22 protein-coding genes are annotated in these 19,684 nt (G+C 64.3%); 16 read left to right on the top strand and 6 right to left on the bottom strand.

Going from position 1 to position 19,684, the window contains the following annotated elements; all coding sequences use genetic code 11:
• Positions 1-58: 58 nt before the first annotated feature.
• The 7 genes from G410_RS16065 to G410_RS0107760 all read left to right on the top strand — a co-directional run bounded on the left by G410_RS16065 (position 59) and on the right by G410_RS0107760 (position 6,115).
• Complete coding sequence (locus tag G410_RS16065) at positions 59-847, top strand: hypothetical protein (protein WP_022673080.1); 789 nt, start codon at positions 59-61, stop codon at positions 845-847.
• Between the two features lie 53 nt (positions 848-900).
• A complete protein-coding gene (locus G410_RS0107735) occupies positions 901-2,280 on the top strand; it encodes an NAD-dependent succinate-semialdehyde dehydrogenase (RefSeq protein ID WP_022673081.1) in 1,380 nt (459 codons plus the stop codon).
• A 1-nt stretch (position 2,281) separates the two neighbouring features.
• On the top strand, positions 2,282-3,694 hold the full coding sequence (locus G410_RS0107740; protein ID WP_022673082.1) for a dihydrolipoyl dehydrogenase: 1,413 nt from the start codon (positions 2,282-2,284) through the stop codon (positions 3,692-3,694).
• 99 nt (positions 3,695-3,793) lie between these two features.
• The gene (gene rlmB / locus G410_RS0107745) at positions 3,794-4,534 is read left to right on the top strand and encodes a 23S rRNA (guanosine(2251)-2'-O)-methyltransferase RlmB (RefSeq protein WP_022673083.1); all 741 of its coding nucleotides are present in this window, start codon (positions 3,794-3,796) and stop codon (positions 4,532-4,534) included.
• Between the two features lie 10 nt (positions 4,535-4,544).
• Positions 4,545-5,162, top strand: a complete 618-nt coding sequence (locus G410_RS0107750; RefSeq protein WP_022673084.1) for a DNA-3-methyladenine glycosylase family protein — start codon at positions 4,545-4,547, stop codon at positions 5,160-5,162.
• A gap of 99 nt (positions 5,163-5,261) precedes the next feature.
• The gene (locus G410_RS0107755) at positions 5,262-5,474 is read left to right on the top strand and encodes a helix-turn-helix transcriptional regulator (protein ID WP_022673085.1); all 213 of its coding nucleotides are present in this window, start codon (positions 5,262-5,264) and stop codon (positions 5,472-5,474) included.
• Positions 5,471-6,115, top strand: a complete 645-nt coding sequence (locus G410_RS0107760; RefSeq protein WP_022673086.1) for a hypothetical protein — start codon at positions 5,471-5,473, stop codon at positions 6,113-6,115. The genes G410_RS0107755 and G410_RS0107760 overlap by 4 nt, the downstream gene beginning before the upstream one ends.
• Before the next feature lie 21 nt (positions 6,116-6,136).
• Here the strand turns inward: G410_RS0107760 and G410_RS16070 are convergent, their stop codons facing one another.
• From G410_RS16070 to G410_RS0107775, 3 genes are read right to left on the bottom strand one after another with little or no spacing between them, the layout of a single operon-like run.
• Positions 6,137-6,661, bottom strand: coding sequence for a hypothetical protein (locus G410_RS16070; RefSeq protein WP_022673087.1), 525 nt, complete (start codon positions 6,659-6,661; stop codon positions 6,137-6,139).
• 4 nt (positions 6,662-6,665) lie between these two features.
• On the bottom strand, positions 6,666-8,219 hold the full coding sequence (locus G410_RS0107770) for an ABC transporter permease/substrate-binding protein (RefSeq protein WP_022673088.1): 1,554 nt from the start codon (positions 8,217-8,219) through the stop codon (positions 6,666-6,668).
• On the bottom strand, positions 8,216-8,962 hold the full coding sequence (locus G410_RS0107775; protein ID WP_245559318.1) for an ATP-binding cassette domain-containing protein: 747 nt from the start codon (positions 8,960-8,962) through the stop codon (positions 8,216-8,218). The genes G410_RS0107770 and G410_RS0107775 overlap by 4 nt, the downstream gene beginning before the upstream one ends.
• A gap of 132 nt (positions 8,963-9,094) precedes the next feature.
• On the opposite strand from G410_RS0107775, the gene G410_RS0107780 reads away from it, so the two are divergent.
• Both G410_RS0107780 and G410_RS0107785 read left to right on the top strand, forming a co-directional pair.
• Entirely contained in the window at positions 9,095-9,904 is an 810-nt protein-coding gene (locus tag G410_RS0107780) for an SDR family oxidoreductase (protein WP_022673090.1), read from the top strand.
• A 45-nt stretch (positions 9,905-9,949) separates the two neighbouring features.
• Positions 9,950-10,327 carry a metallopeptidase family protein gene (locus tag G410_RS0107785; protein ID WP_022673091.1) on the top strand — a complete coding sequence of 126 codons (378 nt, stop codon included), beginning with the start codon at positions 9,950-9,952 and terminating at the stop codon, positions 10,325-10,327.
• Between the two features lie 38 nt (positions 10,328-10,365).
• Here the strand turns inward: G410_RS0107785 and G410_RS0107790 are convergent, their stop codons facing one another.
• A complete protein-coding gene (locus G410_RS0107790; protein WP_211215008.1) occupies positions 10,366-10,656 on the bottom strand; it encodes a 4a-hydroxytetrahydrobiopterin dehydratase in 291 nt (96 codons plus the stop codon).
• A gap of 48 nt (positions 10,657-10,704) precedes the next feature.
• On the opposite strand from G410_RS0107790, the gene G410_RS0107795 reads away from it, so the two are divergent.
• The gene (locus G410_RS0107795) at positions 10,705-11,307 is read left to right on the top strand and encodes an ABC transporter ATP-binding protein (protein WP_022673093.1); all 603 of its coding nucleotides are present in this window, start codon (positions 10,705-10,707) and stop codon (positions 11,305-11,307) included.
• Positions 11,304-11,942, top strand: coding sequence for a heme exporter protein CcmB (locus G410_RS0107800; protein ID WP_022673094.1), 639 nt, complete (start codon positions 11,304-11,306; stop codon positions 11,940-11,942). The genes G410_RS0107795 and G410_RS0107800 overlap by 4 nt, the downstream gene beginning before the upstream one ends.
• A gap of 31 nt (positions 11,943-11,973) precedes the next feature.
• Here the strand turns inward: G410_RS0107800 and G410_RS0107805 are convergent, their stop codons facing one another.
• The gene (locus G410_RS0107805) at positions 11,974-12,732 is read right to left on the bottom strand and encodes a competence/damage-inducible protein A (protein ID WP_022673095.1); all 759 of its coding nucleotides are present in this window, start codon (positions 12,730-12,732) and stop codon (positions 11,974-11,976) included.
• 65 nt (positions 12,733-12,797) lie between these two features.
• Between G410_RS0107805 and map the strand changes: the two genes are divergently transcribed.
• The 4 genes from map (at position 12,798) to glnA (ending at position 17,810) form a co-directional block, all read left to right on the top strand.
• Positions 12,798-13,625 (top strand): type I methionyl aminopeptidase, encoded by an 828-nt coding sequence (gene map / locus G410_RS0107810; protein WP_022673096.1) that lies wholly within the window; start codon positions 12,798-12,800, stop codon positions 13,623-13,625.
• A gap of 130 nt (positions 13,626-13,755) precedes the next feature.
• Positions 13,756-15,861: an outer membrane protein assembly factor BamB family protein gene (locus G410_RS17380; RefSeq protein ID WP_022673097.1), complete on the top strand. Its 2,106-nt coding sequence runs from the start codon at positions 13,756-13,758 to the stop codon at positions 15,859-15,861.
• Positions 15,862-15,937: 76 nt separating this feature from the next.
• A complete protein-coding gene (locus G410_RS0107825) occupies positions 15,938-16,276 on the top strand; it encodes a P-II family nitrogen regulator (RefSeq protein ID WP_022673098.1) in 339 nt (112 codons plus the stop codon).
• A gap of 121 nt (positions 16,277-16,397) precedes the next feature.
• Positions 16,398-17,810 (top strand): type I glutamate--ammonia ligase, encoded by a 1,413-nt coding sequence (gene glnA / locus G410_RS0107830; RefSeq protein ID WP_022673099.1) that lies wholly within the window; start codon positions 16,398-16,400, stop codon positions 17,808-17,810.
• A gap of 93 nt (positions 17,811-17,903) precedes the next feature.
• Here glnA and G410_RS0107835 read toward each other — a convergent pair whose 3' ends face one another.
• Complete coding sequence (locus tag G410_RS0107835) at positions 17,904-18,809, bottom strand: LysR family transcriptional regulator (RefSeq protein WP_022673100.1); 906 nt, start codon at positions 18,807-18,809, stop codon at positions 17,904-17,906.
• Positions 18,810-18,892: 83 nt separating this feature from the next.
• On the opposite strand from G410_RS0107835, the gene G410_RS0107840 reads away from it, so the two are divergent.
• Positions 18,893-19,648, top strand: a complete 756-nt coding sequence (locus tag G410_RS0107840) for a pirin family protein (RefSeq protein ID WP_022673101.1) — start codon at positions 18,893-18,895, stop codon at positions 19,646-19,648.
• Positions 19,649-19,684 lie beyond the last annotated feature (36 nt).

Below are 19,684 nucleotides of genomic sequence, written 5' to 3' on the forward strand. Positions count from 1 at the left end.
CCGCGCATATCTCGCGGCCTAAGGAACGAAAGCGACGTCCAGCGCTTCAACTGGCATCATGACATCAACGAACGACCACCCTGCCATCAAACATCTGGCGGACGACTTCTGGAATATCCGTGGCGATTTCCGGATCGCCAAGATTCTCAACGTCGGCGCCCATATGTCTCTGGTCCGCAGGCCCAATGGCAAATTCCTGCTGATCGATTCCTACGAGTTGGACAAGGAGGGTCTGGAAGCGCTGAAAGCGCTGACGGACGGCGGCACCAAGATCGAAGCGGTGTTGAACGTGCACCCGTTCCACACCGTCCATTGCGCCTTTGTGCACGCGCTGTTGCCGCATGCGCGTCTCATCGGCACGCGTCGCCATCATCGGATACAGCCCGATCTTCAGTGGGACAAAGCCCTTATAGAAGACGCCGCCACGCAAGCCGAATTTTCCGACGTGCTGGACTTTTCCATTCCCGCCGGCGTCGATTTCATCTCCAGGGATGAAAGCGTCCATGTCGGCTCGGTCCTGGTGCGTCACCGGACGAGCGGGATCGTGCATGTCGATGACACGCTGAACGCGTTCGACCTTCCTTCGCTGGTGCAGAAAGTGGTTGGCGAGCGCGCGCTGCGTTTCCATCCCAAGCTTGCGGACGGCCTGGAAAAGAGGGCCGGGGCGGCCGGCGATTATGCGGCGTGGGCGCGCAGGCTCGGCCGCGACTGGGCGGACAGCCCGATCGTTTGCACCGCGCATAACAGCATCTTCAATCTGTCCGGCGCGACCTTTTCCGACGCGATGACCGATGCCCTCGCGCATGCCAGCGACACGCTGTCCAAGCATCACCAAAGCTATGGCTGACGTCGGCACTCCCATGCCGACACGCCGATCAATTTTCGAAGAAGGATATCCCCATGAGCGACAAGACCATTCAGACCATCAATCCGCTGACCGAAGAGGTGCTGCAGACCTATCCGATCATGACGGATGCCGAAGCCAATGATGTGGTGCGCAAAAGCCATGAAGCGCATCTGGAATGGCGCCTGAAAAGCCTGGAAGAGCGCGCCAAGATCATCGGCGCCATCGGCGAGCAGCTGCGCAAGGACAAGGACGCCTTTGCCCAGCTGATGACCGACGAGGTCGGCAAGCTGCTTGGCGGATCGAAGCAGGAAATCGATCTGTGCGCCGGGATCTGCGATTATACCGCCAAGAACGGCCCGGACATGCTAGCCGATGAAGAGCGCGAGCTGCAGCAGGGACGCGGGATCGTCACCCATTCGCCGATGGGCGTGATCTACGGCATCCAGCCGTGGAATTTCCCCTGCTATCAGGCGGTGCGCTATTCCATCTCCAGCCTGATGGTCGGCAACGGCGTGCTGCTGAAGCATTCCGAGAACTGCACTGGCAGCGCGCTGAAGCTGAAGGAAATCTACGAGGCGGCGGGTCTGCCGAAGGATCTGTTCGGCGTGCTCCTGATCACCCATGACCAGTCCGACAAGATCATCGAGCATGATCTGGTGCGCGGCGTGACGCTGACGGGCAGCGATAAGGCCGGCCGCACGGTGGCGCAGAAGGCCGCTTCGGTCACCAAGAAGACCGTGCTCGAGCTGGGATCGAACGATGCCTATATGATCTTCGACGATGCCGATCTGGACAAGGCGATCAAGACCTGCGTGCAGGGGCGTCTGTTTAACAATGGCCAGACCTGCGTCAACGCCAAGCGCTTCATCGTGACCGAGAAGAATTACGACGCGTTCGTAAAGGGCTATGCCGAGGCTTTTGCCGCCATCGAGATGGGCGATCCCACGCAGGACGGCACCAAGCTTGGCCCGTTGGTCTCCAAGAGTCAGCGCGATCAGGTGCACAAGCAGGTGGAAGCCAGCATCGAGAAGGGCGCGCGCCTGGTTGCCGGTGGCACCGTGCCGGATCGCACGGGCTGGTTCTACCCCGCCACCGCGCTCGCCGATGTGACGCCCGGTCAGCCCGCCTATGACGACGAGATCTTTGGCCCCGTCGCCTCGATCATCAAGGCGAAGGACGATGAGGACGCCATGCGCATCGCCAATGACAGCCGCTATGGCCTTGGCGGCGGCATCTTCAGCAAGGACGAAGCCCGCGCGATCAAGATGGCGTCGGACTATTTCGACACCGGCATGGTCAACATCAACACCTACGCCATCGCCCAGCCAAACATGCCGTTCGGCGGCGTGAAGGACTCCGGCTATGGCCGTGAACATGGCGAGGTTGGGCTGAAGGAGTTCGCCAACGTCAAGTCGATCACCATCGGCGGCTGATATGGCGGAAACACTGCATTGCGACGTTGCGATCATCGGGGCGGGCACGGCTGGGCTGGCGGCGCAAAGCGCTGTTCATGCCGCCGGAGGCAAGGCCCTGCTGATCGATCCCTATTTTGCCGGGACGACCTGCGCCACGGTGGGCTGCATGCCCTCCAAGCTACTGATCGCGGCATCGCATGCAGCCCATGGGGCGCGCACGACCGACATGTTCGGCGTGCGCGTGCCGACCGTGACCATCGACGGCAAGGCGGTGATGCAGCGGGTACGCGACGAGCGGGACCGCTTTGCCCGCCTGACGCGCGAAAATATTCAGGATCTGCCGGACGATGTGCGCATGCAGGCGCGCGCGCGCTTCATCGGTGCCAATCGCCTTGCGCTGGACAATGGCCAGGAGGTGGAAGCGCGAAGCATCGTGATCGCCACCGGCTCTTCCCCCTTCGTGCCGGACGCCTTTGCCGATCTGGGTGATCGCATGCTGACCAACGAGACTATATTCGATCTGGAAGACCTGCCGAACCGGCTTGCGGTGATCGGATCGGGCTCGATCGGGCTGGAGCTGGCGCAGGCGATGGCGCGGCTGGGCGTGGACGTGACGCTGTTCGACGCGGGCAAAACGTTGGGCAGCGTGCGCTGTGCCCGTGTCCATGACGCGTTGAAGGACATCATCACGAACGATCTGACCGTTCATATGGGCGTCGATCTGGAGGCCGAGCAGAAGGAGGATGGCGTTTCGCTGCGCTGGACCGGAGACTCCTCTGGTCAGGCGGCGTTCGATTATGTGCTGGTGGCCACGGGCCGTCCGCCCAATCTCGACAGCCTCGATCTGGACAAGGCCGGGATCGCGCTGGACGATCATGGCGTGCCCGTCCACGATCGCAACAGCATGCAATGCGGCGACAGCGCGATCTTCATCGCCGGCGATGTCGCGTCCGATCTGCCGCTGCTGCACGAAGCGTCGCAGGACGGCGCTTTGGCCGGGCGCAACGCGGTGGCGTTTCCGGCCACGGTGAAGAGCGAGCGGTTTGCCGCCTTCGGCATTACGTTCACCAGCCCGCCCACGGTATGGGTCGGCAAATCGGAAGAAGAGGGCGTCATCACCGGCGTGGCCGATTTCAGCGATCAGGGCCGTTCGCGCGTCGAGGGCGTCAATCAGGGCGTGCTGACGCTCTATGCCGCCGCCCCCGATGGCCGGCTGATCGGCGCGGATCTGTGCTGCCCGGCGAGCGAGCATCTGGGCCATATGCTGGCCTGGGCCGTACAGCAGGGCCAGACGGCCACGCAGCTCCTCGAAATGCCCTTCTATCATCCCACGATCGAGGAAGGGCTGAAGTCTGCCCTGCGCACCATTTGCGGCGCCGTTCCGCTGCCGCTGCCGGAAAATCAGGACCGCGGCTCCCCGCCCGGCGCGTGAGGCGTCAGTTGCCGCCACAGTTGCAGGCGGGCGGCGGCTGTGGCAGCGCTGCCACGCGCCTTTCCGGCGCTTCGCATCATAGCATTAGAGGATAGGCCCATGGCCAAACGAGGACGCGCGCGCAAGGAAGCCAAACGGGGCCTGCCGCATTTCTATGGCCGCCACGCGGTCGAGGCGGCGCTGGACAATGAGGACCGTGAGGTCAAGAAACTGTTCCTGACGCGCGAAGCGGCAGCCACGCTGGATATTCCCGAAGGCATGCAGGTGCAATATTGCGAGGTGACGGACCTTGCGCGGCACGTCCCCAAGGATGCGCCGCATCAGGGCATGGTGGCCGAGGTGATGCCGCTGGACGATCTGTATCTGGCCGATGTGATGGACGCCGGGCCGCAGGGCACCTTGCTGTTCCTCGACCAAGTGACCGATCCGCACAATGTCGGCGCGATCTTCCGCTCCGCCGCCGCCTTCGATGCCGTGGCCGTGGTGACGCAGGACCGGCACGCCCCGCCCGAAAGCGGCGTGGTGGCCAAGGCCGCGTCCGGCGCGCTGGAACTGGTGCCATGGATCCGCGTCGTGAACTTGTCGCGCGCGCTGATCGAGGCGGCAGAGGCGGGCTATTGGCGCATCGGGCTGGCCGGCGAATCGGAGATGCTTCTGTCCGACGCGCTGACGCCGGGCCGCAATGCGCTGGTGCTGGGCGCGGAAGGCGAAGGCCTGCGCCACAATGTCGGCGAGCATTGCGATCAGCTGGCCAGGCTGCCGATCTCCGATCGCATGGAAAGCCTCAACGTTTCCAACGCCGCCGCCATCGCGCTCTACGCCACCGCCATGCGCGGCTGATCCGCTGCCGATGGGCCTGACCGCCGATCAGATTACCGCTGCGCTCGATACGCTGGGCGCGCAGGAGCCTGCCGTTGCGCGCGCCGTGGCGGCTGCAGGCTATCCCGAGCCGCGCATCCGCGATCGCGGTTATGCCACGCTGCTGCGCACCATCGTTGGCCAGCAGGTCAGCGTGGCGGCGGCGGCATCGGTCTGGACCAAGCTGGAAACGTTGTTGGGGCCAGGCTGCCCACCCGGCGCGCTGACTGCGCAGGATTTCGACTCCTTGCGCGCCTGCGGGCTTTCCCGGCAAAAACAGGGCTATGCCCGCTCGCTTGCCGAGCTGATACTGTCCGGCGATCTGCCACTCGACGCTCTGCCCCAGGATGATGAGGAGGCGATTGCCTATCTCACGCGGGTGAAGGGCATCGGGCGCTGGTCTGCCGAAATCTATCTGCTGTTCGCAGAGGGCCGCCCGGACATCTGGCCGGCAGGCGACCTTGCAGTGCAGGCCGGCCTCCACAAAATCCTCAATTTGCCCGAACGCCCGGCCGAGAAAGAAGCCCGCCGCCTGACCGAAACCTGGTCCCCCCATCGCGGCGCCGCATCGCTGCTGACCTGGCATGTCTATAACAATCCGGCACTGTAACGCATCGCCGACGGCTGTCTGTAAAGAATTCTTGACTGACAAGAACCTTTGACAGTAAAGAGTTCTTGTCAGCGCAAATGGCTGTTGGGAGATCGAGGTTTGGAAAACCGGTTGAAGGGGCTGCGCGAAGCGGCGGCGTGGAGCCAGGGCGAACTTGCCCGGCGGCTCGGCGTATCCAGGCAGACCATCAACGCGGTCGAAACCGATAAATATGATCCCAGCCTGCCGCTCGCGCTGCGCATGGCGAAACTGTTTGAAGTGCCGGTGACCGATATCTTCATCGATCGCTGGACACCGGAGGACGTGACATGAACACACTTGCAGCGAAGGAAAAAAAGAATGCTTCCTGGAAGCGCCTGATCCTGCCGATGGGGATTGGCGCTGTGGTCGGCTACACGGCGATGCACTTTGGTCACGTTCCCGTGGAGAGGTTCCTGAGCGGGATCGCGCCAGATCATCTGGCGGGCATGGCCATGGGACTGCTGGCGCTGGTGGTGGCTTTGGGATGCTTTGCCGGGTCGCTGTTCCCAGCATCGGTCGCGCGGTCCTATGGCATTGGGCCGGGCGAGGATGTGACCGACGAAACCACGCTGATGCGCTGGAGCGCGCTGTGCGCCGTCTTCTACGCGCTGTTCCTGCTCACCCTGGGCTTTACGGGACAGCTGACGGATGCTGCCGCTGGAACATTTGCCGTCATCGGCCTGATCGGTGCGGTGGCCACCAACGCCTATCTTTGGCACCGCTATGACGAGCTTTGGCGGGAGATTACCGCGCAGGCCTGCGTCATCACGTTCACGCTGTTTCACTATGTCCTGATGGCCTGGGCAGCGCTGGCCGTGCTGACCGACAGCATCGGCTTTGGCCCGGTCAGCGTGCTTTCAGTCCTCCTGGGTATTTTCACCGGGGCATCGATCTATGCCACGGCCAAACGCGGCATGGTCCACATGCCGTGACGCCGGGGCGGGCAAGACGGCCTATTCGATCGGGGCGAGCACCGCCGGGTTGAGCGCCTTCACCTCGCGCAGGAAGCTTTTCGGCTTCTTCCAATATTCGGTCTGCGGATTGATCTTCAGGCCGATCGACCTGGACACCCCGGCGATGAAGTGGACGCAATTGGCTTTTTTGAGGCTGTAGCTCGGCTGCTGTGCGGCGGCCCAACGGCGCACCTCGGCCATCAGCGCCTTATATTGCGCGTCGCTCAGCCGGACCGAGAAATGCGCGTCGCTGTCGTCGATATAGCTCTGCTTGGCGACATCGAGGCGGCCATGCACAGAGCCCATGAGCAGGGCCGGGCTGATGGTCTTGGCGGTAAAGCCATAATTGGTATCGACCGCTGCGCCCGTGACATCGTCGGTGCCCTCCAACTTCACAAAGGCATGCGGAAAGCTGCCACCGAAGTCCTGGCTGTAGAAGGTGGCTACCACCTCCGCCTGCGCGGCGGAGCCCAGGCCGAACAGCGCGGCAAAACACGCCGCAAGCGTCACTATCCAGAACCGCATATGTCTAGTCTCCCTGATCTTCCATCTGCTGCGCTAGCCAACGGGCCGCCGCCTCCGGCGTCTGCTTGTCCTCTTCCCGGTCGACCAGATAATTGGCCTGCCGCATCAGATCGACATCGATCTTCCCTGTCAGCGGCTCCAGCGCCGCCAGAAAGCGCGCGTCCTTCGCCCGCCCCGGCGCCACCAGCATGATCGCGTCGTAATTGGGCAGCACCCCCTTGGGGTCTTCCAGCGTCACGAAATTCTGCGCCGCGATCCGTCCGTCCGAGGAAAAGGCGCTGATCGCATCGACCTGCCCGCTCGATAAAGCGGCATACATGAACGTAGGATCGAAACTGCGTTTGGAGGCGAAGTCGATCGGATAGGCCGCCTGCAGCTGCTGCCATTCCGGCCGCTCCAGAAAATCCAGATCGGCGCCAAAGCGCAGGCGGGACGACTGGCGCGCCAGATCGTCGATCGTGCGCAGCCCGGCGTCCGCATCGGCGCGGCGCACGGCAATGGCATAGGCATTTTCGAAACCCAGCGTGCCGATCAGCCGCGCGTCATGTTCCTGCGCCATCCACTGCGCGATCGCGGCACGCATGGCATCGCGCGCGATCGGCTTTTCGCGGTTCATCTCGTTGGTCCAGATCGTCCCGGCATAGTCGACATAGACATCGACCGAATCGTTGAGCAGCGAGCGGAACACGACGGCCGATCCGAGGCCCTCCTTGTAGGCGACGTCATATCCTGCCGCTTCCAGCCGATCGCCGATCAGCCGCGCGATGATATATTGCTCGGTAAAGGTCTTGGCCCCCACGGTCACCTGCTCGCGCCCGTCACCGCCGGACGGGATCAACCGCGGTGCCAGCGCGGTGGCCAGACCAATGGCAATGATGGTGAGCGCCGCCCATATCTTCCACCGCTGACGCTGCGCGATGCCGCGCTGGATCAGCCCAAGCAGCTGGTCCGCCGCCAGCGCCAGGCCAGCCGACGCGATGCAGCCGGCCAGCACCAGCGACCAGTTCTGCGTCTGCAATCCGGCAAAGATCAGATCGCCCAGGCTGGTCTGCCCCACGGTGGTGGCCAGCGTGGCGATGCCGATGGTCCAGACGGCGGCGGTGCGGATGCCGGCCATGATCGTCGGCGCGGCCAGCGGGGCCTGCACCCAGAGCAGTTTCTGCCGCCGCGTCATGCCCACGCCGTCCGCCGCCTCGGTCATAGCCGGATCGACGCCGGTCAGCCCGGTCACCGCATTGCGGATGATCGGCAGCAAGGCATAGAGGGTCAGCGACAGCAGGGACGGCAGGAAACCAAGCGGCGTGATCCAGTCGCCCAGCAGCGATCGCAGCGCCAGCAGCAGCGGATAGAACAGCGCCAGCAGTGCCAGGGTCGGGATGGTCTGCACCAGGCTGGCCCCGGTCAGCACCACGCCGGCCACCGCGGGCCTCCGCGCGGCCAGGATGGCAAGCGGCAGGCTGATCAGGATGGCGAGCGCCAGCGCGGCGATGCACAGTTCCAGATGCGCGGCGAGCAATGTCGGCACGCGTTCGAAGGCGCTGGACCAGCGATCGTTCATGGCTGTGCCTTCCTTCCAGCGCGCTCCATCGCGACCAGCCGCTCGGCCTGCCGCCGGGGCACCGCCACCAGCGCCTGCGCCGCTTCGGGCAGCGGTTCGTTCATGATCCCGTCGGGCGTGTCGTCGGCAATCACCTGGCCATGCGACATCACCAGAACACGGTCGGCATGGAGCAGCGCCTCGGCCATGTCGTGCGTCACCATCAGCGTGGTCATGCCCAGCCGCTCGTGCAGGCGGCGATAGGTTTCACCCAGCGTATCGCGCGTCAGCGGATCGAGCGCGCCGAAGGGTTCGTCCATCAGCATCAGTCCCGGCCGCCCCGCCAGTGCGCGCGCCACGCCCACACGCTGCGCCTGTCCGCCGGATAATTCCGTGGGGCGGCGGCTGGCGAAAGCGCGCGGCAGTTCGACCATGTCCAGCAATGCGCCGGCATCGCCGCCGCCGGCTTCCCCTGCAATCCGCCGGTCGATCAGGATATTCTCGGCCACCGTCATATGCGGGAACAGGCCGATATTCTGGAAGACGTAGCCGATCGATCGGCGCAGGGCGTGCGGCTCCTGCGCGGCGACATCTCCGCCATCCAGCATGACCTGTCCCTCATCCGGCACGATCAGGCGGTTGATCGTCTTCAGCAACGTGGACTTGCCGGAGCCCGACTGGCCGACCAGCGCGACGAAGCTGCCCGCCGCAATCTCCAGCGAAACGCCATCCACCGCCGCCACGTCACCATAACGCTTCGTCATATGTTCAAAACGGACCACCGGCCCGGTTGTCTCAGTTTCACCCATCCGATGCCTTCTGACGCGCGCCGCCGCCCAAGGCAATGCTGGACTAAGCGCGGCGGCAGCGTAGGAAGGTGGCAAGGAGAAACGCAGATGAGAGATCGAAAGATTCTGTTCGTGACCGGCGCCGCATCCGGCATCGGCCGCGAAGTGGCCCGCTATTTTACCGAACGCGGCTGGTTCGCCGGGCTGACCGATGTGGACGAGGCCGGCCTTGCCGAGACCGCTGCGATGATCGGTGCGGACAATTGCTGGACGCACCGGCTCGACGTGGTCGATCGCGCGGCATGGAGCGAGGTCATCGCCGCCTTTTCGCAGCGCACCGATGGCCGCCTGCACCTGCTGTTCAACAATGCCGGCATCGGCAAGGGCGGACCCTTTCAGGAGATGACGCCAGCCGATATCGACCGATTGGTCGCGATCAATTTTACCGGGGTGATGAACGGCACGCAGGCCGCGTTCGATCTGCTGAAGGCGTCGCCCGGTGCCTGCATCCTCAACACCAGCTCGGCCTCCGGGATCTACGGATCTGCGGGCCTCAGCGTTTACAGCGCCACGAAATTCGCCGTACGCGGGCTGACCGAAGCCTGGGACATCGAATTTGCCCCGCACAATATCCGGGTTCGATCGCTGATGCCGGGCTTCATCGATACCAATATCCTCGCTGCTGTGGGGGAGCAGAGCAACCAGTCCGGCAAGGAGCGCCTGCAGTCCGCAGGCATCGAGGTCAGCCCGATCGAAATCATCGGCAAGGCGGCCTGGGATGCGGTGCATGGCAATGCGGTGCACACGCCGGTAAACAGCATGGCCAAGCAGCTGATGTTCGCGGCGCGCTGGTTCCCGGGGCGGCTGCGCAAGACCATGGGGCTGGTGAACGGGCTCGATAAAGCCGTTGCCAGCTAAGCCAGCCTATCGCCCGGCCGGTCCGCCAGCCTGTCGGAGGACGTGATGGACAATGACGGGATGGCGGCCACCGCGCGGCGGTCGATCGCCGGCTTGCCGGACCAGTTTCGGCAGCATCTGGCCGATGTCGTGGTGCAGGTGCAGGACGTGGCCGATGCGGACATGCTGGCGTCGGTGGGCCTCACCCATCCGATGCAGCTGTCTGGCCTGTATTCCGGCCGTCCGATCGGTGACAAGAGCATATGGGATATCCCCGGCGGCACGCCCGACCGCATCTATCTTTTCCGCCTGCCCATTCTGGCCGAAGCGCGGGATCGCGACATTCCGGTGGAGCGGCTGATCCACCATGTGACGATCCACGAGATCGGCCATCATTTCGGCCTGAGCGATGACGATATGCACGCGCTGGAAGAGGAGGGCTAGCAGCGGCAGCGCCGATACGCGTGCGCCCGGCGTGAGGCTCAGACCAAGCCGTCCACCGTCTTTGCCAGCGCCACGTCCTTTTCGCTCAGCCCGTCGCAGTCATGCGTGGTCAGCGTGATGTCCACTTTATTATAGACGTTCGACCATTCGGGATGATGGTCCGCCTTTTCGGCATGCAGCGCCACGCGCGCCATGAAACCGAAGGCGGCCACGAAATCGTCGAATTCGAAGCTTTTCGAAATCGCATCGCGTGCCGAGTCATGTTTCCAGCCCATCAGATCGGAAAGGGCGTCCTTGCGGTCACTGTCGCTGAGTTTCTGGACCATGATATGCGTCTCCGGCTTGGCAGTTGGGGTGAGAGATGCCTAAGTCGCGCCATGGAGCAGCGTCAAGCGGAGCCCGCACCCGATGCGGTGGTGATCGACCGGCTGGCCTGCCTGCGCGGTGGGCGGCTGGTGTTCGAGCGGCTGGACTGGCGCATCGCGCGCGGCACGCTGGGGCTGCTGACCGGACCAAACGGTGCGGGCAAATCCACCTTGCTGCGGATCATCGCCGGCTTGCTGCGCCCTGCCGCGGGGTCGATCATGGTGGAGGGCCGGGTGGCGCTGGCCGATGAACGGCGCGCCCTCGATCCGCTGCCGACCTTGCGGCAGGGGCTGCGCTTCTGGGCGGCCATGGATGCGCAACCGGCCACCGCCACCGATAGGGTGCTGGAATCGCTGGGCCTTGCGCCGCTGGCGGACGTGCCGGTGCGCATGCTCTCGACCGGGCAGACCAAGCGCGCCGTGGTGGCCCGTGCGCTGCAATCGGGCGCGGACATCATGCTGCTCGACGAACCGATGAACGGGCTCGACAAGGCCAGCGCCGCGCTGATGGCGGCAGCGCTGGCGGCGCAGGTCCGTGCCGGCACCACGCTGGTCCTTGCCTCCCACATTCCCATCGGCATCGATCCGACCACGACGCTGGATATGGCCATATGAGCGCGCTGCGCCTGATCGCGCGCGATCTGCGGCTGGCCTGGACCGGCGGCGGGCTATGGCTGCCGATCCTGTTCTTTCTGGCCGTCGCCATCCTCTATCCGTTCGCCGTGGGCCCGGACGCCAAGCTGCTGCGCGCCACCGGCGGCGCGATGCTGTGGATCGCGGCGCTGCTGGCGGCGCTCTTACCGATCGAGCGGCTGATCCGGCCGGACTGGGAGAGCGGCTTTCTCGATCAGCTGGCCGTGCGGGGCTGGGCGGACGAGGCGGTGGCCGCGCTCAAGATCGCTGCCCATTGGCTGAGCTTCGGTCCGCCGCTGCTGCTGGCCACATTGGTCGGCGCGGCGCTGTTCGATCTGGATGGAGACATGGCGGGAACGCTGCTTGGCGGTCTCGCCATCGCCACGCCGGCGCTGGCGGCGCTCTCGGTCACCATCGCCGCGCTGACGGCGCGGGCGGGTGGCGGCGCGGCGGGGCTGATGCTGCTGCCGCTGGCGATCCCGGTGCTGATCTTCGGCGCCGGAAGCCTGGGCCCGAATTCGGTCGGCGCGATGCCCCTGCTGGCGGCGGTGAGTCTGGGGCTTACCGTGCTCGCGCCATTTGCGGCGGGCGCGGCCATGCGGGCTTTGCGCGACTAGAGCCTCCCCAAATATGCTGGGAAGGAACGGTTCAGATGCCCCCGTCGGTCACGTCGTGGCCCAGCTCCTTCAGGCCGGTCTTCAGCGCCGCGATGCACGCCTCCAGCCGGTCCTGCTCGGTAGAGCGCACCACGAAATTCGCGCCCACCGTGCCTTCGCGGAAGAACGGATAGCTGCCGATCTGGCAGCCCTCATGCGCTTTCTCCGTCTCCCGCAGAAGCACCGCCACCTCGCTCTCCGCAATCCAGCAGCCGATCTGCTGGCTCAGCAGCGGCGCGCCGCCCTCCAGCGTGCCGGTGAGCGCATCCAGCATGCCCGCGGTGATGTGCGGGACGCCCGCCATGATGAAGATGTTCTCCACCTTGATGCCCGGCGCGCCGCTCATCCGGTTGGGGATCAGATCGCCGCCCTCCGGCACGCGGGCCATGCGCAGACGGCCTTCGTTGATGCCGCCCTTGCTCTCATAATAGCGCTCCAGCGTCGCGCGCGCTTCGGGGTGCACCACCACGTCCACACCGATGGCCGCGGCAATCGCGTCCACCGTGATATCGTCATGCGTGGGGCCGATGCCGCCGGTGGTGAACAGATAATCGTTGCGCGCGCGCAGCAGATTCACCGCCTCGGCAATCGCGTTCATATCGTCGGCGACCACGCGCACCTCGGCAAGGCGAATGCCCTGCACGTTCAGCCAGGTCGCGATTTGCGCGATATTCTTGTCCTGCGTGCGGCCGGAGAGAATCTCGTCTCCGATGATGACGAGGGCGGCGGTCCAGATACGGTTTTTGCTCATGCCACCAGCCTTAGACGCGCAAATCCATCTCGCAAAGACTGCTGTCCTGCCCTATATCGGCGCATATGGACCAATATATTTCCGTCACTCCGCAAGAAGCCGCCACTCCGCGTGACGGCGCCATCAAACTTCACGGGGAGGAAGGCTTTGCCGGCATGCGCCGCGCTGGCCGTGCCGCCGCCGAGGTGCTCGATGCGCTGATCCCGCATGTCGTGCCCGGCGTCACCACGGGCGAGCTGGACGATCTCGTGCGCACGCACATGATCGCGCTTGGCGGCGTGCCGGCCACGCTCGGCTATCGCGGGTTCACGCACAGCTGCTGCACCTCGATCAATCAGGTGGTGTGCCATGGCATTCCGAACGACAAGCCGCTGAAGGATGGCGACATCGTCAATATCGACGTGACGATCATCATCGATGGCTGGCATGGCGACACCAGCCGCATGTTCCTGGTCGGCGATGTCCCGCTGAAAGCGCGCAAGCTGGTCGACGTGACCTATGAGTGCCTGATGATCGGCGTGAATATGGCGCGGCCCGGCGTACAGCTGGGCGATATCGGCGCGGCAATCCAGAAGCATGCCGAAGCCAACCGCTATGGCGTGGTGCGCGATTTCTGCGGCCATGGCCTTGGCCGCCTTTTCCACGATGCGCCCGAAGTGGTTCATGCCGGGCGTCCCGGCACCGGCGTCGAGCTGCGCGAAGGCATGTGCCTGACGATCGAGCCGATGATCAATATCGGCAAGGGCGGCGTGAAGATCCTGGACGATGGCTGGACCGCCGTTACCCGCGATCGCAAGCTGTCCGCGCAGTTCGAACATTCGATCGGCATCACCGCCGATGGCTGCGAGATATTTACCGAAAGCCCCAAGGGTCTGCACAACCCGCCTTACTGACCCGCCAGCGGGGCGGCCTCATTGGTGCGAGCGGAGCGGAAAATTGCCGCGCGCGGGCGGAAAATCAGGATCATCGCTTTACCCCTATCGGATGGCGCGTTAGCGTTCATGCCGTGAGGTACGGACAATAATGCGCATTCAATGGCTTGGACTGCTGGCCCCCGTGATATTGCTGGCGGGCTGCGACTTTTCACAAGATGACAAGGACAAGGCCGCGCCCTCCCCGCCTGCCGAGGTGGCCGCAACACAGATCGACGGCGACTTTCTGACGACCGGCGGCGATGGCACCAATTGGGCTGCCATCGGCTTCAACTATTATGAGCAGCGTTTCTCTCCGCTCAGCGCCATCAACCGGTCCAATGTCGAGCAGCTGGGCGTGGACTGGACGGTCGATCTTTTGCCCGGACAGGTGCCGCAGTCCACGCCGCTCGCCGTCGACGGCAAGATCTACATCACGGCGCCGCGCTCCCGCGTGGTGGCGTTCGATGCGGCCACGGGCGAACAGCTCTGGTCGTTCAACGCCGGTCTCGCCCAGCCCGGCGAAGGCCAGAAGGTCACCGGCGTCGGCAATCAGGGCCTGGCGATCTGGAAGGGCCGCCTGTACGTCGGCACGCTGGACGGACAGCTGATCGCGCTGGATGCGATCACCGGGGCTCAGCTCTGGTCGATCCAGACCGGTACGGCGACGGGCCAGTATCGCATCACCTCGGCGCCCCGCATCGTGAAAAACATGGTCATCATCGGCAGTGGCCGCGCGGCGGATGGCGGGCGCGGCTATGTCTCCGCCTATGACACCACCGACGGCGCGCTGCGCTGGCGCTTCTACACCGTGCCCAAGTCCGATGGGGCGGTCGATCAAAGCTCCAGCGACGCGGTTCTCGGCACAGCCCGGCAAACCTGGGGCGGCGCGGCGCTTGGCGCGGCTGCGGGGGGATATGTGACCGATGCCATAACCTATGATCCCGATCTGGACCGGCTGTATGTCGGGGTCGGCGCGGGACCGGGCACCGCGCCCGATGGCGGCGACCGGCTGTTCCTCTCGTCGATCGTGGCGCTCAACCCGGACGATGGCGAGTTTCTCTGGCATTATCAGGAAACGCCGGGTGGACGGCCAGCCTATGGCGCGAACCAGCCCTTCGTTCTGGCCGATCTGCCGGTGCCGACCGCGATCCCTGAGGCGAAGGCCACTCCAGGAGCGGTACCGACACCGGGCGTGGCACCCTGCCCGATGATCGCGCCCCCTCCTGGACCGGAGGGGGACACCATTCGCCGGGCGCAGGCCGAATGCCAAGCCCGCGCCAAGGTCAGCGTGCCGAACCGCAAGGTGCTGCTGCACGCATCGGACAATGGCTTCTTCTTCGTCATCGACCGGACCAACGGCAAGCTGATCAGCGCCACGCCCCTGTTCGACCAGCAGCGCTGGGCCGAAGGCTATGATCTGCAGACCGGCCGCCCTTTACAGCCAGGCAGCGCCGCGCAGGCCAGGAACAATCCGTCGTCCGACGCTGCGCCTGCAAGCCGGAACGCACGCCAGCAGACGGCCACGACAAGCCGGCCCGCCTTCCCCCTGGTCGATCCGGCACGGGCGCCGCGCTGGATGAGCTTCAACCCGCAAACCGGCCTGATCTATTTCACCCTGCCGAAATATAGTGCGCAGGCGAGCGGCGAAACGACCGCCGGGAGCGGCGTTTCTACGGACGCTCGGCAGCCGCGCTGGAGCCTGGACGGAGCGCAGATCGTCGCGTTCGATCCGGTGACGGCCACTGTCCGCTGGCAGCGCGATCTCAGCGTCGCACAAAATGGATCACCGCTGTCCACGGCGGGCGGACTGGTCTTCCTAGGCACCGGCATCGGACGGCTTGTCGCGCTCGATGCGGCCACTGGCGAGACGCTGTACAATCAGGATCTTGGCTCCGGCATTCTCTCCGCGCCAAGCACCTTCCTGATCGAAGGCGTGCAATATATCGCGGTCACCACCGGCTTCGGCGCCACCTTCGATTGGCCAGCGCCGCAAAGTGCGCGCGGCGATGGTGAAAGCGCCGCGGACGATAGCGATGCGAGCGAACCAGCCGGCTGGCTCTTGCGCGTGCCCGCCCGTCCACGCCTGGTGATGTTGCGGATTGGTGGCAGCACCCAGCTGCCAGCGGTGCCCCGTGCACGGCCATCGCCCGTGCCTACGCCGCAATCGACGCCGGGCAGCGCCCCGAGCCCGCAGGCGGAACCAGCCCGCCCATGAAGCGCTGTCACTCTGCAGACCGAGACGATCACGCTGGCAAAAATGGCCTCTTAACGGACCAAGAAATGGGGACGCGGTGAAAAAGATAGAAGCGATCATCAAGCCGTTCAAACTGGACGAAGTGAAGGAAGCGCTGCACGAAGTCGGCGTGTCCGGCATCACCGTGACGGAGGCCAAGGGCTTCGGCCGGCAGAAGGGCCACACGGAGCTGTATCGCGGCGCGGAATATGTCGTCGACTTTCTGCCCAAGGTGAAGCTGGAGGTCGTGGTCGACGATCAGCTTTGGGAGCGGGTGGTGGAAGCGATCGCGAACGCGGCGCAGACCGGCCGCATCGGTGATGGCAAGATTTTCGTCACGCCGATCGAGGCCGCCATGCGCATTCGCACGGGCGAGCGGGATTCCGACGCGCTGTAATATCCGATATCGCGCAAGAATGTGCCGACATTCATGCTGCGCTGCAAAACAGATTTGCAGGAACGCGTGACTTTCTGTAGGGATATTGCGCGAAACACCCTCCAACGAAAGGCAATCGAACATGGCCACCTCCGCCAAGGACATCTTGAAACGTATCAAGGATGAGGAGGTCGAATGGGTTGATCTTCGTTTTACCGATCCGAAGGGCAAATGGCAGCATCTCACCATGTGCGCCGAAGTGCTGGGTGAGGATGAACTCGAAGACGGCCTGATGTTCGATGGCAGCTCCATCGAGGGCTGGAAGGCGATCAACGAGAGCGACATGATTCTGCGTCCCGATCTGGACGCGGTCTATATGGATCCCTTCTCCGCCACGCCCATGATGATCCTGTTCTGCGACATCGTGGAGCCGTCGAGCGGCGAGCTTTATGCACGCGATCCGCGTTCCACCGCCAAGCGCGCCGAAGCCTTCATGAAGAACAGCGGCGTGGGCGACACCATCTATGTCGGCCCGGAAGCCGAATTCTTCATGTTCGACGATGTGCGGTTCGAAACCGGTTACGACCGCAGCTATTATAAAATCGACGATATCGAACTGCCGACCAATTCGGGCCGGGAATATGATGTCGGCAATATGGGGCACCGCCCGCGCGCCAAGGGCGGCTATTTCCCCGTTGCGCCGGTCGACAGCGCCGTCGACATTCGCGGCGAGATGGTCGCCACGATGATGGAAATGGGCCTCAAGATGGACAAGCACCATCATGAAGTGGGCGCCGCGCAGCATGAGCTGGGCCTTACCTTTTCCACGCTGGTGACCACGGCGGACCAGATGCAGGTCTATAAATATGTCGTCCATCAGGTGGCGCACAGCTATGGCAAGACGGCCACGTTCATGCCCAAGCCGATCGCGACCGACAACGGCTCCGGCATGCATACCCATATGTCGATCTGGGATGGCGGCAAGCCGCTGTTCGCCGGCGACGGTTATGCCGGGCTGAGCGACATGTGCCTGCATTTCATCGGCGGCGTGATCAAACATGCCAAGGCGCTCAACGCCTTCACCAATCCGACCACCAACAGCTACAAGCGCCTGGTGCCGGGCTATGAAGCACCGGTGCTGCTGGCCTATTCCAGCCGCAACCGTTCGGCCAGTTGCCGCATCCCTTACGGGGCGGGCGAAAAGGCCAAGCGCGTGGAATTCCGTTTCCCCGATCCGCTGATGAACCCGTATCTGGCCTATGCCGCGCTGCTGATGGCCGGTCTGGACGGCATCCGGAACAAGATCCACCCGGGCGAGGCGATGGACAAGAACCTGTACGATCTTCCCCCGGAAGAGCTGAAGGATGTGCCAACCGTTTGCGCCTCGCTGCGCGAAGCGCTCGACGCGCTGACGGTGGACCACGACTTCCTGCTGGAAGGCGACGTCTTCACCAAGGACCAGATCGAAAGCTATATCGAACTGAAATGGCCCGAGGTTGCGCGCTTCGAAATGACGCCAAGCCCGGTCGAGTTCGACATGTATTATAGCGGCTGATCCGCCCATCAATATGCAAGCGAAAGGGCGTCCTGCGGGGCGCCCTTTTTCTTTGGCCCCTTTGCTATCGCAACGCGCATTGGCGTCTGCGCGCTATTGGCCTGCGCAGACCCGTGCCAGTTCTTCCGCGAGGAACGTCAGCAGCAGATCCACGCGTTTCGGGCGCAGCGGCGATGGCGGCATGACCAGTTGCAGGTCGATGCGCGGGGCGCTCCAGTCATGCAGCAGACGGACCAGCGTGCCGGTCTCCAGCGCATCGCCAATGATGAATTCCGGCAAGAAAGCGATGCCGAGCCCCGCTTTCAGCGCATCCAGCATCATCGCACCATTATTGGTTTGCAGGCGCCCGTCGGGATGGATAGCGACACTGTCCTGACCGCGTTCCAGCCGCCAGGTCTGACGGCCCGGCGCGTTGGTATAGGCAAAACAATCGCGCCCCTTGATCTGGGACGGATGCTGCGGTGTGCCATGCCGTGCGATCCATGCCGGCGCGGCCACCGGCACCACCCGGATCGGCGCGACGCGGCGGGTGCGCAGGCTGCTGTCCGGCAGATTGGCGATGCGAATGGCCAGATCGAACCCCTGCGCCACCAGATCGACGCGCGCATCGTCCAGCTGCACATCGATCGCGATGCCCGGATGCTCCGCCATGAACCGCGCAAGCAGCGGACCGAGAAAAGCGATACCGAAGCTCATCGGCGCGCTGAGCCGCACGGTGCCGCTGGCTTCGCTGCTGTCCGCGCTGGCCGCTTCCGACAGAGCGGTGCCCTGTGCCACCAGCTGGTTGGCATGTTCGGCCATGCGCTTGCCGGTTTCGGTCAGCGACAGACGACGGGAGGTGCGATGCAGCAGGCTGATGCCCTGCGCCGCCTCCAGTCGGGAGACCGCCTTGGAAATGGTGGCCTTGCTCAGCCCCAGCGTGCGCGCCGCACCGGTGAACGATCCTTCCCGCGCCACGGCGGCGAAAATCGCCCAGCCCTCGAAATCCGGTAATGCCATAAATGGAAACGATCCGTTTCAACACTCGTTGTTTCGGAAACGATAGCGCTGCCCCATATCATCGGCAAGCAAGGAGACATTCCATGGCCACAGTTACCGCTTTCAAGACGAGCACATCCGACGCCCCCGCCCCCACTTCCGGAATCGAACGGCGGCCTTTTGCCTCACTCGGCAAGGCCGATCATGGCTGGCTGAAGGCGAACCATCATTTCAGTTTCGCCAGCTATCATGATCCACGCCGCATGCAGTGGGGCGCGGTGCGTGTGTGGAACGATGATCAGATTGCCGCGCAGTCCGGTTTTCCGCCGCATCCGCACGATAATATGGAGATCATCACCTATGTCCGCGAAGGTGCGATCACGCATCGCGACTCGATGGGCAATGAAGGCCGCACCGAGGCGGGCGACATTCAGGTGATGAGCGCGGGGACCGGTGTGACCCATAGTGAGGCCAATGTGGACGGGGAGGAAACCCGCCTGTTCCAGATCTGGATCATGCCGCGGGAGCGCAATATCGCGCCGCGCTGGGACGCCAGGCCTTTTCCGCGCGGTGACCGGTCCGGACAGTTCGTCACACTGGCCAGCGGCGATCCGGCGGACAGCGACGCGCTCTACATCAATGCCGACGCCAAATTGCTCTGCGCCACCATGGAGCAGGGTGAGATCATCACCCACCGGATCGAAGAAGGGCGCTCGGCCTATCTGGTCCCGGCGCGCGGCAGCCTGACCATTAACGGTGAAGCGTTCGACGCACGGGACGGGGCGGCCATTCGCGGCGGCACCGATCTGAAAATCGAGGCGTTGAGTGCATGCGAGATCGTCATGGTCGACAGCGTCTAAAAGTTCCGGCCCGTCATCCCTTCCCCTCCCCCCCTA

The organism is Novosphingopyxis baekryungensis DSM 16222, assembly GCF_000420305.1.
In the GTDB taxonomy this organism is placed as follows: domain Bacteria; phylum Pseudomonadota; class Alphaproteobacteria; order Sphingomonadales; family Sphingomonadaceae; genus Novosphingopyxis; species Novosphingopyxis baekryungensis.

What these genes read in the sequence shown, in the direction of transcription:
- G410_RS0107795 (WP_022673093.1), top strand. Translation starts at nt 10,705, where the DNA reads ATGGAGCAGCGTCAAGCGGAGCCCGCACCCGATGCGGTGGTGATCGAC.
- map (WP_022673096.1), top strand. Translation starts at nt 12,798, where the DNA reads ATGGACCAATATATTTCCGTCACTCCGCAAGAAGCCGCCACTCCGCGT.
- G410_RS0107770 (WP_022673088.1), bottom strand. Translation starts at nt 8,219, where the DNA reads ATGAACGATCGCTGGTCCAGCGCCTTCGAACGCGTGCCGACATTGCTC.
- G410_RS0107805 (WP_022673095.1), bottom strand. Translation starts at nt 12,732, where the DNA reads ATGAGCAAAAACCGTATCTGGACCGCCGCCCTCGTCATCATCGGAGAC.
- G410_RS0107735 (WP_022673081.1), top strand. Translation starts at nt 901, where the DNA reads ATGAGCGACAAGACCATTCAGACCATCAATCCGCTGACCGAAGAGGTG.
- G410_RS0107800 (WP_022673094.1), top strand. Translation starts at nt 11,304, where the DNA reads ATGAGCGCGCTGCGCCTGATCGCGCGCGATCTGCGGCTGGCCTGGACC.
- G410_RS16065 (WP_022673080.1), top strand. Translation starts at nt 59, where the DNA reads ATGACATCAACGAACGACCACCCTGCCATCAAACATCTGGCGGACGAC.
- glnA (WP_022673099.1), top strand. Translation starts at nt 16,398, where the DNA reads ATGGCCACCTCCGCCAAGGACATCTTGAAACGTATCAAGGATGAGGAG.
- G410_RS16070 (WP_022673087.1), bottom strand. Translation starts at nt 6,661, where the DNA reads ATGCGGTTCTGGATAGTGACGCTTGCGGCGTGTTTTGCCGCGCTGTTC.
- G410_RS0107750 (WP_022673084.1), top strand. Translation starts at nt 4,545, where the DNA reads ATGGGCCTGACCGCCGATCAGATTACCGCTGCGCTCGATACGCTGGGC.
- G410_RS17380 (WP_022673097.1), top strand. Translation starts at nt 13,756, where the DNA reads ATGCGCATTCAATGGCTTGGACTGCTGGCCCCCGTGATATTGCTGGCG.
- G410_RS0107775 (WP_245559318.1), bottom strand. Translation starts at nt 8,962, where the DNA reads ATGACGAAGCGTTATGGTGACGTGGCGGCGGTGGATGGCGTTTCGCTG.
- G410_RS0107840 (WP_022673101.1), top strand. Translation starts at nt 18,893, where the DNA reads ATGGCCACAGTTACCGCTTTCAAGACGAGCACATCCGACGCCCCCGCC.
- G410_RS0107760 (WP_022673086.1), top strand. Translation starts at nt 5,471, where the DNA reads ATGAACACACTTGCAGCGAAGGAAAAAAAGAATGCTTCCTGGAAGCGC.
- G410_RS0107780 (WP_022673090.1), top strand. Translation starts at nt 9,095, where the DNA reads ATGAGAGATCGAAAGATTCTGTTCGTGACCGGCGCCGCATCCGGCATC.
- G410_RS0107785 (WP_022673091.1), top strand. Translation starts at nt 9,950, where the DNA reads ATGGACAATGACGGGATGGCGGCCACCGCGCGGCGGTCGATCGCCGGC.
- G410_RS0107740 (WP_022673082.1), top strand. Translation starts at nt 2,282, where the DNA reads ATGGCGGAAACACTGCATTGCGACGTTGCGATCATCGGGGCGGGCACG.
- rlmB (WP_022673083.1), top strand. Translation starts at nt 3,794, where the DNA reads ATGGCCAAACGAGGACGCGCGCGCAAGGAAGCCAAACGGGGCCTGCCG.
- G410_RS0107835 (WP_022673100.1), bottom strand. Translation starts at nt 18,809, where the DNA reads ATGGCATTACCGGATTTCGAGGGCTGGGCGATTTTCGCCGCCGTGGCG.